The organism is Serratia sp. PL7 (assembly GCF_945957435.1).
Genome location: NZ_CAMFLB010000001.1, coordinates 2,565,795 through 2,579,264, shown reverse-complemented (window position 1 = coordinate 2,579,264; position 13,470 = coordinate 2,565,795). Strand labels below are relative to the sequence as shown.

Below are 13,470 nucleotides of genomic sequence, written 5' to 3'. Positions count from 1 at the left end.
GGGTCAGATAGGATAAAACTGATAATGCGTGGCGCTGCGGTAGCGACTCCCCGGTTGCAGCCAGCAGTCCGGCTGCGGCCACTCGGGATGGTGCGGGCTGTCCGGCAAAAACTCGCTCTCCAGCGCCACGCCGGCATGGTTGGCGTAGCTGCCGCCATCGCGCGCCGGCGTGCCGGCCAGAAAATTGCCGCTGTAGAGTTGCAGTGCAGGCGCGTCGGTGAACACGCTCATTTGCACCTGGCCGTCGGCGGACCACAAATGGGCTGCCGGGCTCTCCAGCGCGCCGCAGGTGCGGTGCAGCAAGAATGCGTGATCGTAGCCTTTTACCCGCTGCTGGTCGCGATCGCGCAGGAAATCCTGCAGCAGCGTTTTCGGCTGACGAAAATCCATGCCGCTGTCGTCCACCGGCGTCAGATCGGCGCAGGGAATGCCCTCGGCGTCGACGGGCAGATAGCGATCGGCGAACAGCTGCAGCCGCTGGGCGCGGGCGTCGGTGCCGGCGCCGTCCAGATTGAAATAGGCGTGGTTGGTCAGGTTGACCGGGCAGGGGCGATCGACCTGTGCCAGATAGCTGATTTCCAAACGATTATCCGGGGTCAGACGGTAGCAGACCTGCACGTCGAGATTGCCGGGGAAACCCTGATCGCCCTCCGCCGAGTGCAGCGCATAGCAGACCTGTTGCGCATCCTGCTGGACCCGGCGCCAGCGGCGGGCATGAAAACCGTCGGGGCCGCCGTGCAGCTGGTGGACGCCCTGATTGGCGGCCAGCGCATGGGGAGTCCCATCGATGGGCAGGCTGGCGTTGGCGATGCGGTTGGCGTAACGGCCGACGGTGGCGCCCAGATAGGCGCCCTGACGCGGGTAGTCTGCCGGGCTGCGGCAGCCGAGCAGCAGTTCGCGTTTTTCACCGGATTTGAGCGGCAAGACGGCGGACAGCCAGGTGGCGCCCCAGTCCATCAGCGTCACCGTCATGCCGGCGGCGTTTTGCAGCTGCGTCAGCTGATAAGGCTCCCCATCGGGCGCCGCTGCCGTGCTCATCGTCAGCATGTACCGGCCCCCTGCGAAGCCTGGCAGACATAGAACGTTTCCTGTAATCCGCCGGTTTGCCGCGGATACTCGTGCGCCACGGCGGCACGCACCGTCTCCACGAGATCCTGTGGCATCAGCGCGACGATGCAACCGCCAAAGCCGCCGCCGGTCATGCGCACGCCACCGCGCGAGCCGATCGTCGCTTTGACAATCTCGACCAACCGATCGATTGGCGCCACGGTGATTTCGAAGTCGTCACGCATCGAGGCGTGGGACTCCGCCATCAGCCGGCCCATGCGTTGCAGATCGCCGGCCGCCAGCGCATCGGCCGCCGCCAGCGTGCGGGCATTCTCGCTGATGACATGGCGCGCGCGTTTGGCCACCAACGGATCCAACTGATGTTGACGTGCTTCAAACTGTTCCGGGCTGACGTCACGCAGCGCCTTGACGCCGAAGAACCGAGCCGCTTCTTCACACTGTTTGCGGCGGGTGTTGTACTCGCTGTCCACCAGCCCGCGCTGCACATTGGAGTTGATGATCACCACCGCGACGCTGTCCGGCATCGGCACCGCACGGGTCTCCAGCGAGCGGCAGTCGATCAGCAGAGCGCTGTCGCGCCGGCCGAGCGCGGAGATCAGCTGGTCCATGATGCCGCAGTTGCAGCCGACGAACTGGTTTTCCGCCTCCTGGCCGTTCAGCGCCAGCGCCACGCCGTCCAGCGGCAGCTGATAGAGCGCCTGCAGCGCCTGGCCTACCGCCACTTCCAGCGCGGCGGAGGAGCTGAGCCCCGCGCCCTGCGGCACATTGCCGGCGATCACCAGATCCGCGCCGCCGAAATCGGGGTTGCGTCGCTGAAGATGTTTCACCACGCCGCGCACATAGTCGGACCAGCGCTGATCGGGGTGGTTGACGATCGGCTCGTCGAGCGAGAATTGATCCTGCTGATTCTGATAATCGGCGGCCAGTACGCGGATCTGGCGGTCGTCGCGCTTGGCGCAGGCGATGACGGTTTGGTAATCGATGGCGCAGGGCAACACGAAGCCGTCGTTGTAATCGGTATGCTCGCCGATCAAATTCACCCGCCCCGGCGCCTGGATGGTCAACGCCGGCGCGTAGCCGAAGTGTTCGGTAAACAGGGAATGGGTAAGCGGTTTCAGGCTCATGCTTGGGCTCCGGCTTCACGGTAATGAATATCGCTGACGGCGCGCAGACGCTCTGCGGCCTGTTCGGCGGTCAGATCGCGCTGGGTTTCCGCCAGCATCTCGTAACCGACCATAAATTTACGCACGCTGGCTGAACGCAGCAGCGGCGGATAGAAATGGGCGTGCAGCTGCCAGTGTCGGTTGTCGGCGCCGTTGAACGGCGCGCCGTGCCATCCCATCGAATAGGGGAAAGAACACTGGAACAGGTTGTCGTAGCGGCTGGTCAGCTTCTTCAGCGCCAGCGCCAGATCGCGGCTCTGCGCCGCGCTGAGATCGGTGATGCGCTGCACCGCCGTTTTCGGCAGCAGCAGCGTTTCAAACGGCCAGGCGGCCCAGTAGGGCACCACCGCCAGCCAGTGTTCGGTGTTCACCACGATGCGTTCGCCTGCGGCCAGCTCGCGCTGCGCATAATCCAGCAGCAGCGGGGAGGCATGTTCCCGGAAATAGTCGTGTTGCAGGCGATCTTCGCGCTCGGCCTCGTTTGGCAGAAAACTGTTGGCCCAGACCTGCCCGTGCGGGTGCGGGTTGGAGCAGCCCATCGCCGCGCCTTTGTTTTCGAACAATTGCACCCAGGGGTAGTGCTTGCCCAGCTCCTCGGTTTGCGCCTGCCAGGTGGTGACCACCTGCTCCAGCGCCGGCAGCGTCAGTTCGGGCAGAGTCTTGCTGTGATCGGGAGAGAAGCAGATCACCCGGCTGACGCCGCGCGCGCTCTGGCTGCGCATCAGCGGATCGTGGCTGTCGGGCGCCGGCGGCGTATCGCTCATCAGTGCGGCGAAATCGTTGGTAAAGACATAGGTGCCGCGATATTCCGGATTGCGATCGCCGGTGACGCGCGCGTTGCCCGGGCACAGGAAACAGTCGGGATCGTGCGCCGGCAGCATTTCCGTGGGGACAGTCTCCTGCTGGCCCTGCCAGGGGCGCTTGGCGCGGTGCGGTGAGACCAGCACCCACTGGCCGCTCAGCGGGTTAAAGCGGCGGTGCGGATGGTCGATAGGGTTAAATTCCGTCATACGGTTCCTTCTTGGCGTCGACAAGGGTGTAATCGCTTCCAATTACCGTTTTAATACGCCCGTTGCTGAACAGGGAGAAGTCATTGCGCAAAAAGATAGCACGCTCGCGACGGTAAAAAGGTGATCTAACGCGAAAAATGGAATCGTTTACACTTCATTGAAAAGCACTGTACGGGCGGAGAAAAGCAGGGGGCGGCATGATTGAGGTCATACGGTGAGGTGCTAGTGATAGCGTTTTCACCCGACCAGCCGGCAGAAAGGGGCTCTCTGCCGGCGTCAGCCGTTAAGAATGCTGATACAGCGGGTAGGTGAAGAACAGCAGATGGGTCAGATTAAGCCCGAAATGGAACAGAATCGGCACCCACAGACGGCCGCTCCACATCCACGCCAGGCCGTAGATCACCCCGGCGAGGGTTGCGAAGATCACCATCAGCATACCGCCCGCCAAATGTGCGGCGCCGAACACCAGGGAGGCGACGATCAGCGCCGGCCAGGCGCCTAGCCACTGGCTGAGGCGCTGTTGCAGGTAGCCGCGAAACAGCGCTTCCTCGGCCATGCAGACGAAGAACAGGTTCGCCATCACGAAAGGCAGGATCCAGGCGGGCGCATGCAGCTCGATTTTTAAGCCGCCCAGCGCCACGGCCAGCAGCAACAGCGCCGGCACGGCCAGCAGCAGCGCAATCCAGCCCACTTTGCCGGCGTTGCCGCCGGGTTCGGCGGAAAACAGCGTGGGCAAGCAGGCGAACAGCAGGAAGGGCACCATCGCCTTATCGAAGTTGTAATACATGGTGAACGGCGCGCTGAGCGGGCCGGCTCTTTCGCCGTCGATCATCAGCTGGTTGTGGATGCCCGGCACCAGATGCAAGAACAGCGCCACGCAGCCGGCGACCACCAACCCTTCGAGCACGATCGCCAGATTGCGCTGCGCGCGAAAATGGTGACGCAACCCCGCTAGCGCTACGATCGCCAGCATATAACTCAGGCTGAGCGGCGTCAGTACCCCATGATAAAGCCCCATACCCGCCGAGGCGGCCAGGATCACCCAGGCTATCAGCCGGTTAAACGGCAAGAAAAATAACGAAGCAGCCAGTACGCCCCACATAATATGTCCCTTTAAAATATGTACACGGCGCTCAGCGCCTTTGCGGCGTGCGATGATGGCGAAATTGAGCGCTAGAGCGGATAGTAGCACACCAGGATGACGCTAAAGGTCGGGGCAGTGATGCATTCGTGCATGATGCCGGCCCACACGATCGCCGGCGATGCGGGTCAGCCTTTCATCCATGCCTGCGAACGGGTGATTTCGGCCAGGTTTTGCAGGGTATCCAGACTCTGCTGGTGGATCTCCTGCGTAGGGGCTGCGCACAGATCGTGCAGTACGGTCACCTGAAAGCCGGCGTCGTGCGCCTGACGCGCGGTGCTCTCGATGGCGAGCGGTGTACTGATACCCGCCAGCAGCAAATGGTGGCACCGATGTTGCCGCAGCCAGGCTAACAAATTGTTACCGGAGAAGGCGCTAACCGCCGTTTTTTCAAACTGCAGATCGGTCTCTTCCTGATGCAGTTCGGGCACCCAGCGGCAGCCCGGGCCATTTAGCCGCAGCGCACCGATCTGCTTGAGATGGTTGAACAACGGCGAGTGGGGCGGGATATCATGATAATCGTCGGCGAATCCCACCCGCACCCAGATCACCGGAATTTTTCGCACCCGGGCATAGGCCGTGGCGGCATTGACGTTAGCGAGCAGGTGGGTTGCCACCACCTGTTCACGGCAGTGGCTGGCGCGCCCTTTGGGCCCGATCAGATCCTCGATCAGGTCGATGATAATCAACGCAGCGGACATGGCGTCTCCAGAAAATGGCCTTCTTTCTTTCTATGATAAAAGGCCAAATGTGATGTGCTGCGGTGAAGTGTTGCCGGATATGTTTACGCCGCGTTTCAGGCGGAGGCCGCCTCCAGCCGCTGGTGTTGATAGCCGTAGCCGCCCTCGCTGTCGGGCACGAAGCTGAGGCGGTGAGTGATGCACTGCGGCGCGTCTTCGGCATGGTGCGAAACGAACAGCAACTGGGTGGCGCCCTGGCCGATCAGCACGTCGATGAAGCGGCGCACCAGCTGGCGATTGAGCGGATCCAGCCCTTGCAGCGGTTCGTCGAGGATCAGCAGCGCCGGGTGTTTCACCAGCGCACGGGCGATCAGCGCCAGCCGCTGTTGGCCCCAGGAAAGGCTATGGAACGGGGCATCACCACGCGCGCCGTCGAGCCCGAGCAGCGCCAGCCATTGCTCGGTCAGCTGCCGCTGACGATCCGAGACCGCCTGATAAATGCCGATCGAATCGAAGAACCCCGACAGCACCACGTTGCGCACGCTGGTGTTGACGCGATAATCCAGATGCAGGCTGCTGCTGACGTAGCCGATATGGCGCTTGATCTCCCAGATGGTTTCCCCGCTGCCGCGACGGCGGCCGAACAGCGTCAGATCGTTGCTGTAGCCCTGTGGATGATCGCCGGTGATCAAGCTGAGCAGCGTGGATTTTCCGGCGCCGTTCGGACCGACGATTTGCCAGTGCTCGCCGGGGTTAACCTGCCAGTTGAGGTGATTGAGGATCGGCCGATCGTTATAGCTGACCACGCCGTCGCGCAGGACGATCAGCGGCCGGTCCGTCGGCAGGGCTACTTTTTGCGTCGGATCCTCGGTTTCCGGCAGCGCCAGCCCGCTGAGGTTTTCGCTGTGCGCCAGCTGCGCCACCAGCGCGTCCGCCATCACCTGGCTGCGCGGCCCGCGGCTGGTTAGGGTGCAGTCCGCCAGCACGCCCACCTGCCGGACAAAATCCGGTATTTCGTCGAACCGGTTGAGCACCAGCACCACGGTCTGGCCCTGGGAGGAAAGCTCGCTCAGCAACGCGGCGAGCTGTGCGCGCGAGTGCACGTCCAGCCCGTCGAAGGGTTCGTCGAGGATCAGCAGGTCAGGCTCGGGCATCAGCGCCCGGCACAGCAGGGTCTTGCGCGTTTCGCCGGTGGAGAGGTATTTAAAGCGGCGGGTCAGCAGGGCGGTGATGCCGAACTGCGCGGCTAGTCGCTCACAGCGCGCGGCGTCTTTCACCTCTTCCTGAATGATCTCCGCCGCGGTGCGGCCGGTATCGTCCTCGTCCGCGCTGAGCAGGTCGGTGTTGTTGCGTTGCCACTCGTCGCTGACCATTTTTTGCAGCTGTTCGAAGGAGATGCGCACCGCATGCTGAAAGTCGCTGCGGCGTTCACCGCTCAGCAGAACCAGTTCGTCGGCCAGCGCGCGCGCCAGGGCGGATTTGCCGCTGCCGTTGGCGCCGACGAAGGCCCAGCTGTCGCCGGCCTGGATCGCCAGTGCATCCAGCGTCAGGGTACGGGTATCGCTTAAGCGGAATGAACCTTGCGAAATGTGCAACGACGACATCACCTGTTCCTTTTTTTGCAATTATTTGCCTTAGAAATAGGCGCATTGCACGGTGATGTCAATCAGCAAAAACGCAACGTTACGTTGCGCTTAACACAACGTGGCGATAATCACGTGGTCGGCGTTGAACAGGGCGTGTACGGCGGTACCGACGCTCAGCTGCAGGCGCTGCAACTCCGCCGTCGTCAGGGTGGCGCACAGGGTTTCGCCCCCCGCCAGCGTCACCAGCACCTCGCTGTGTTCGGCCCCCGGCTGAATGCCGGCTACCACGCCCGCCAGCGCGTTATCCGCACCGGTATGCTCCCCCGTCTCGATGCTTAACCGCACCCAGGGCGCTTTGATCAGCGCCAGCACCTCTTTGCCGGGCACCAGTTGCAGCCGGTCGGCGCTTTGCTGGGTGATGGCCGCCGTCAGGCGAGTGGTGCCGTCGTTCAACAAAATCGCCAGGTGCTGCTGCACCTGCTGATGATCGCGTTCGATCACGGTGCCGAAGAACTGATTGCGCGCGCTGGTTTGCAGCGAGAAGCGCGAGATGGCCGCCAGCAGGCTGTCGAGCGGCAGATCGTCCTGCTGCAACACGTCGAAGGCCTTTTGCTGCACCTGGCCCAGCAGATCGTACAGCTGGATCAACCGTTGGCCGTAGTGCGTCAGCTGCGCGCCGCCGCCGCCTTTGCCGCCGGTGGCGCGGTCCACCACCGTATGTTCCGCCAGTTGGTTCATCTCATTGATGGCGTCCCAGGCGCTTTTGTAGCTGATGCCCGCCAGTTTGGCGCCCTGGCTGATGGAGCCGGTGTGCTGCACCTGTTTCAGCAGCGCGATGCGGCGCGGATCGGCGAACAGCTTTTGCTGGAGTTTGAGAGTCAGAAGAATTTCGGCCTGCATTGCGCACATCCTGTCGGCAGCAAAAATCTTATTGTCGCCGATTTGGCGGCAAAGCGCCAAACGCCGTGCGTGGGAGAGCGGGGCAATAAAGACTGGTATTGCAATATTGTAATAATATAACATAACAAGAAACGATAAAGCTTTATTCCGGCTGCGGCCGATTTTTATTTCACCACAGGGATGCTCCATATGAGTACGACACGCCGGCGCCTTCACGCGCCCAGGAAATCTTTATGCCTCGCCGCCGCCTGGGTCGGCGGTGCACTGGCGGCGCCGCTGGCTTTCGCCGCCGACTGCGATAAAGCCCGCAATGCCACGGGATGTGAAGAACATCTCACCGTGGAGGCGGCAGCCCCCGCCGGGCGTTACGATGCGTTGAACGCCGTGAGCCGCAGCGCGTCACAGCTCGGGCTGAGCGCTCGGGAGACGCCGCGCAGCGTCGATATTATCAGCGCGCGGGCGATCCAACAGCGGGGCGATCGCTCGCTGGCCGCCGCCGTCGAGCACGCCACCGGTCTGTCCGGCGTCGCTTCGCCAACGTTGTCCAACAACTTTTCCGCACGCGGTTTTCGGCCGATCGCCTGGCTGTATAACGGCGTAGAGATGCCCGGCAGCACGCTGCAACTGGGCGATCCGGCGCATTACGACAGCATCGAGGTACTGCGCGGGCCGGGGTCTGCATTGAACGGGCTGAGCGCCGCGGGCGGCAGCGTCAACCTGATCTCGCGGCGGCCAACCTTCAGCCGCCAGCCGGTTGAGCTTGATTATGGCTTCGGCAGCTACCGCAGCCAGCGTCTGCATCTGGGGGCCGGCGGCGCGCTGGTGGACGATGCGGTGGCGTACCGGTTGGACGTCAGCGGCAACGACAGCGGCAGCAACGTGCAGTATGAACGCGATCGGCAGAAGCGGGTTTCCGGCTCGCTGCTGTTTAAATTGACGGACGAAGCGTTGCTGACGCTGAGCCTGGACCGCATGCTCAACCGCACCAACAACCCTTACTACGGCACGCCGCTGCTGAATGGGCGCATTGCCGGCGAGCTGCGCGACATCAATTACAACAACCTGACCGACAGCCGTATCCAGAGCAACGCCACCGCATTTCAGGCCAGTCTGGACTGGTTTATGACGCCCGAAGTGGAGTGGCATAACCAATTCTATTACTACAGCGGCTTTCGCGAATGGCGCAACGTCGAGCGTTTCCGCGTCGCGGCGGCGGCCCGGCCCGGCGACGTCAACCGCGACTCTTTCGGCGCTCTGGCGCACGACGACGATCTGATCGGCAACCGCAGTTCGCTGGTGTTCGATCGCGCTATCGCCGGTTTCGATAATCGGTTACTGGTCGGCTTCGATCTGAGCAAGCGGCATTTTCAGTACTACTCCAACGGTTTCCCCGGCTCCGAGGACGTGCCGCTCGGCGCGCCGCCCAGAGAGCCGTTCGCTCAGGGCACTGCCAGCCAGCGTGCGCCGGTGCGCCACGTCACTCAGAATCAGTACGCCGCCTTTCTTGAAGACCGCTTCAGCCTGACCGAGCGTTTAGCGCTGCTGGGCCAGCTGCGCTACAACCATATGAACATGGATTGGCGCTTCCAGGGGCCGCAGGAAGAGAGCCGCGCGCGCACCTACGTTTTCAGCACCTGGAGCCTGGGCCCCAGCTATGCACTGACCGATAACCTCACGCTTTACGCCAACTACACCACCGGCCAGGAGCCGGGCAACGATTTGTTCTTCCTCAGCCCGACGCAGACCGATCTGCCGCTGACGCGAGCGCGCCAGTGGGAGGCCGGCGCCAAAGGGCAGTTTTGGGATAACAAGGGCGAGGCGACGCTGGCGCTGTACGAACTGCGCAAGGACAACCTGTTTGTGCCCGACGCGCAGCGGCCGGATGCGTTGAACGCGGTAGGCAGGCAGACGTCGCGCGGCATCGAGCTTGGCGTGGTGCTGCGTCCCGACGATCGTTGGGAGCTGGCCGGCAATGCCGCCTACACGCACGCCCGCTACGACGACTATCGCGGCGGTAGCCCGCTGCGCAGCTACAACGGCAATCGCCCGGCCTATATCCCGGACTGGACCGCCAACCTCAGCGTGCATTATCAGGCGACGGCGCGCCTGGGGCTGGCTTCTTCGCTGCGCTACGTCGGCAGCAGTTATAACGACGACGCCAACCAGCGCAAGATGCGCGCGTACACCACGCTCGATCTGGCGGCGGATTATCAGCTGACGCCGATCGTCGATGTCGGTTTCCGCATTCGCAACGCCACCAACCAGCTGTACGCCTATCAGCGCACCTACCCGGATCAGGCGCTGATCGCGCCGCCGCGCAGCTATGAAACCTTCGTGTCGGTCAGGTTCTGACGGCGTGAAACGCCGGCTTTGCCTGTTGTTGTGCGCCCTGGGGTTGGGCGGGGGCGTGCCGCTGCGTGCTGATAGCGTCAGCCTGCAAAATTGCGGGGTCACGCGCGATTACCCGCAGCCGCCGCAGCGGGTGCTGGTTTATGCCAATCCGGCGCTGGAAAACCTGCTGGCGCTGGGGCTGGCCGCCCGTGCAATCGGCGTGGTCGGGTATGACCGCATGCGCGATCCCGCGCCGACGGCGTCGGCCGATGCGCTGCGGGCGCCCACCAGCCCGGCGCCGCCCACGGCGGAAGCGTTGCTGCTGATGCGGCCGGATTTTGTCTATTCGGCCAGCTATTACTGGCTGCACAGCCCGGAAACGCCCGATCGGACGCGGCTGGCGGAATGGGGCATCGGCACTTACCTCTCTCCCGGCGCCTGCAGCGGCCAGCAAAGCGCGATCGCCGCTGCGCTGACGTTTGAAGACATCTTCACCGAGCTGCGGGAGCTTGCGCGCATTTTCAACGTCAGCCGCGGCGGTGAAGCGCTGATCGCGCGGCTACGTGGGCAACTCCAGGCGTTTGAGGCGCAGCGCGCGCCGCTGCCGCATTTACGTCTGCTGTGGTGGTATGCCGGCACGCAGACGCCCTACGTGGCGGGCTGCTGCGGCGCACCAGGTTCGCTGAGCCGAAGCGTCGGCAGCGAGAACCTGTTCGGCGATCTGCCCGAGCTGTGGCCGACGGTATCCTGGGAGGTTATCGCCGCCCGCGATCCGGATGCGATCGTGCTTGGCGATCTGCCGCGCGGCGGCTTCGGCGACAGCGCGGCCGACAAGATCGCCTTTCTGGAGCATCACCCGCTGACCGCTACGCTGCGCGCCGTGCGTCAGCGGCGCTACGTGATCCTCCCCGGTTACGACATGGACCCTTCCGCCCGCACCGTGGCGGCGCTGGGCCGTTTGATTCGAGGCCTGGCGGCCTTGCCGCCGCAGGCTGCGACTTTTTCCAACAAGGAACCTTGATATGACTGCCGTTTCATTATCTTCGCTGCTGGACTCCTGGGATCGCCAGCAGGCGGCCTACATCGCCGAGCGGGAAGCGCGTTTTAACGCCCAGCTGGAGGTGCTGGCGCTGGCCGCCGGCCAGGATTTTCACGTGGTGGATCTAGCCTGTGGCCCGGGATCGCTGAGCCTGCGCATTTTGCAGCGCTTTCCGCAGGCCAGGGTAACCGCCATCGATCTCGATCCGTTGCTGCTGGCGGTGGCGCGCGGCGCACTGGCGGAGTATGGCGATCGGATCCGCATTTTGCAGGCCGATCTGGCGGATCCTGCCTGTTTTTCCGCGCTGTCCGGCCCTGCGCCGCAGGCGGCGGTGTCCAGCACGGCGCTGCACTGGCTGATGCCGGAGCAGCAACTGGCGCTGTACCGCAACGTCGCCGGGCTGTTGGCCGACGGCGGCGTATTCCTCAATGCCGATCATCAGCGCTATGACCACCGTCAGCCACGGCTGAAGGCGTTGGCCGAGCGGCACGATGAGCAGACCCAGCAACGCGCCTGGTACAACGGCGTCGAGGATTGGGATCGCTGGTTCGCCGGCGCGCTGCAATTACCGGCGTTGGCCGCTTATCAGGCCGAGCGTGAGGCGCTGTTCGCCGGCCGCCCGGTGCCGCCGCCGACGCCGGTGGATTTCCAGCTCGCGGCCCTTAGGCAGGCCGGTTTCAGCGAGGCGGGGACGGTGTGGCAGCTGTTGGACGACTATGTGATCGCAGGCTGGAAATAGCATGAGCCGGCGGTTACTGCCCGGCCGTGAGGCCGGCTGGCTGCTGTTGCTGGCGGCGGCGCTGCCGATGGCCCTGCTGAGCGCCACCTTGTCGGGGCCTGCGCCGATCGCGTGGCACGACGCCTGGCGCATCGTGCTCGGCGTTAGCGGCGGCGCGGCGACCGATGCCGAGGTGTATCAGCGCATCATCTGGTCGCTGCGGATGCCGCGCGCGCTGCTGGCGGCGGTGGCCGGCGCCGGGCTGGCGTTGGCGGGCACCGTGCTGCAGTCGCTGACCCGCAACCCGCTGGCCGATCCCTGGGTGCTGGGGATCTCCTCCGGCGCGGGCGTGGGGGCGGTGACGGTGCTGGTATTGGGGCTGGGGGGCGGCCTGCTGTCGGTGTCCGGCGGGGCGTTTAGCGGCGCGCTGGGGGCATTTGCGCTGGTGATGTTGCTGGCCGGGCGTTCGCTGCAGGGGGAGTCCACGCTGTTTATTCTGGCCGGGGTGGCGGTGACGCAGCTGCTTTCTGCGTTGACTTCGCTGATCACCCTCTGGCAGGCGGACGCCAACGCCACGCGCGGCGTGATGTTCTGGCTGCTGGGATCGTTCAGCGACGCGCGCTGGCCGCAGGTCGGGCTGTGCGGGCTGGCGCTGGCGGCGACGCTGCTGCTTTGCTGGCTGCGGGCGGGTGAGCTGGACGCGCTGGCGTTCGGCGGCGTGACCGCCGCTTCGCTGGGGGTGGCGGTGGCCCCGCTGAAGCTGCTGCTGTATGTGGCGACCACCGCGCTAACGGCGGCGATCGTCGCGTTCAGCGGCGCGGTGGGGTTTATCGGGTTGACGGTGCCGCACGTCGCCCGGCGGCTGGTCGGCTCGCGGCATCGTCAGCTGTTGCCGGCCAGCGCGCTGTGCGGCGCGTTGTTCGCCGTGGCGGCGGACACCCTGGCCAGAACGCTGTTTGCCCCGCGCGAGTTGCCGGTCGGCGTGTTGACGGCGCTGTTGGGGGTGCCGGTATTCCTGCTGTTGCTGTATCGGAAGGTCAATGCATGACGGTTGAAAAAACGCAATCCGGTCTGTGCGCCGAGGCGGTAAGTTGGCGAGTGGGCGAACGCACGGTGTTGGAAAACCTCAGTTTCTGCGCCTTGCCCGGTGAAATCACCGGCGTGCTCGGCGTCAACGGCAGCGGTAAATCCACGTTGCTCAAGCTGCTGGCCGGGCTGCAGCCCGCCGCCGGCGGCCGCGTTTGGCTGGAAGGGCGCGAAATCGCCGCGTTTTCCGCGCGGGAGCGCGCCAGGCGCATCGCCTTTCTCGAGCAATCCGCCCCCGGCGCCTTCGCGCTGCCGGTGAAGGAGGCGGTATTGTTGGGGCGCCTGGCCCACATCGGCCGCTGGCGCGGTTTTGGTACCGAGGATCGCCGCCTCGCCGGGCAGGCGATGGAACAAGTGGGCATCAGCCACCTGGCCGATCGTGATTGGCAACGGCTGTCCGGCGGTGAACGGCAGCGGGTGCATCTGGCGCGCGCGTTGGCGCAGCAAACGCCGTGGCTGCTGCTGGACGAACCCGCTAATCATCTGGATATCGCTCATCAGCAGCAGTTTATGGCCTTGCTGCGGCGGCTGAAGCTCAGCGTGGTGGTGACGCTGCACGATCTGAATCTGGCGGCCTGTTATTGCGATCGGGTCGCGCTGCTGCAGCGGGGCGGGATCTGTGCGGCGGGCACGCCGCAGCAGGCGCTGACGCCGGAGCACATTCGCGCGGTATACGGGGTGGAGGCCAGGCTGGCAGCGCCCGACGGCTATGCGCCGCCGCTGATCTATTACCCTGCGGCAGGATGAG

Annotated in this window: 12 protein-coding genes; 5 read left to right on the top strand and 7 right to left on the bottom strand. The window is 64.4% G+C overall.

Annotated features, from left to right (window positions below; translation table 11 throughout):
• Positions 1-3 precede the first annotated feature (3 nt).
• The 7 genes from galM to modE all read right to left on the bottom strand — a co-directional run bounded on the left by galM (position 4) and on the right by modE (position 7,548).
• Positions 4-1,047, bottom strand: coding sequence for a galactose-1-epimerase (galM, locus tag N6G83_RS12515; protein ID WP_025301897.1), 1,044 nt, complete (start codon positions 1,045-1,047; stop codon positions 4-6).
• Entirely contained in the window at positions 1,041-2,192 is a 1,152-nt protein-coding gene (galK, locus tag N6G83_RS12510) for a galactokinase (RefSeq protein WP_025301898.1), read from the bottom strand. Before galK ends, galM begins: the two co-directional genes overlap by 7 nt.
• Complete coding sequence (galT, locus tag N6G83_RS12505) at positions 2,189-3,241, bottom strand: galactose-1-phosphate uridylyltransferase (protein ID WP_043136628.1); 1,053 nt, start codon at positions 3,239-3,241, stop codon at positions 2,189-2,191. The genes galK and galT overlap by 4 nt, the downstream gene beginning before the upstream one ends.
• 283 nt (positions 3,242-3,524) lie before the next feature.
• Positions 3,525-4,343, bottom strand: a complete 819-nt coding sequence (locus N6G83_RS12500) for a CPBP family intramembrane glutamic endopeptidase (RefSeq protein WP_164068760.1) — start codon at positions 4,341-4,343, stop codon at positions 3,525-3,527.
• A gap of 167 nt (positions 4,344-4,510) precedes the next feature.
• The gene (locus tag N6G83_RS12495) at positions 4,511-5,083 is read right to left on the bottom strand and encodes a cysteine hydrolase family protein (protein ID WP_049295181.1); all 573 of its coding nucleotides are present in this window, start codon (positions 5,081-5,083) and stop codon (positions 4,511-4,513) included.
• 95 nt (positions 5,084-5,178) lie between these two features.
• Entirely contained in the window at positions 5,179-6,666 is a 1,488-nt protein-coding gene (modF, locus tag N6G83_RS12490) for a molybdate ABC transporter ATP-binding protein ModF (RefSeq protein ID WP_089181663.1), read from the bottom strand.
• 90 nt (positions 6,667-6,756) lie between these two features.
• On the bottom strand, positions 6,757-7,548 hold the full coding sequence (gene modE, locus N6G83_RS12485; RefSeq protein WP_049295182.1) for a molybdenum-dependent transcriptional regulator: 792 nt from the start codon (positions 7,546-7,548) through the stop codon (positions 6,757-6,759).
• A gap of 189 nt (positions 7,549-7,737) precedes the next feature.
• Between modE and N6G83_RS12480 the strand changes: the two genes are divergently transcribed.
• Genes N6G83_RS12480 through N6G83_RS12460 form a run of 5 tightly spaced genes read left to right on the top strand, consistent with a single transcriptional unit; the run spans position 7,738 to position 13,469 of the window.
• Positions 7,738-9,900 carry a TonB-dependent receptor gene (locus N6G83_RS12480; RefSeq protein WP_142590704.1) on the top strand — a complete coding sequence of 721 codons (2,163 nt, stop codon included), beginning with the start codon at positions 7,738-7,740 and terminating at the stop codon, positions 9,898-9,900.
• A 4-nt stretch (positions 9,901-9,904) separates the two neighbouring features.
• On the top strand, positions 9,905-10,900 hold the full coding sequence (locus N6G83_RS12475; RefSeq protein ID WP_260515422.1) for an ABC transporter substrate-binding protein: 996 nt from the start codon (positions 9,905-9,907) through the stop codon (positions 10,898-10,900).
• A gap of 1 nt (position 10,901) precedes the next feature.
• Positions 10,902-11,657, top strand: a complete 756-nt coding sequence (locus N6G83_RS12470) for a class I SAM-dependent methyltransferase (protein WP_089180640.1) — start codon at positions 10,902-10,904, stop codon at positions 11,655-11,657.
• A gap of 1 nt (position 11,658) precedes the next feature.
• Positions 11,659-12,684 (top strand): iron ABC transporter permease, encoded by a 1,026-nt coding sequence (locus N6G83_RS12465; RefSeq protein ID WP_260515420.1) that lies wholly within the window; start codon positions 11,659-11,661, stop codon positions 12,682-12,684.
• Entirely contained in the window at positions 12,681-13,469 is a 789-nt protein-coding gene (locus N6G83_RS12460; protein WP_260515419.1) for an ABC transporter ATP-binding protein, read from the top strand. Before N6G83_RS12465 ends, N6G83_RS12460 begins: the two co-directional genes overlap by 4 nt.
• Position 13,470: the final 1 nt, after the last annotated feature.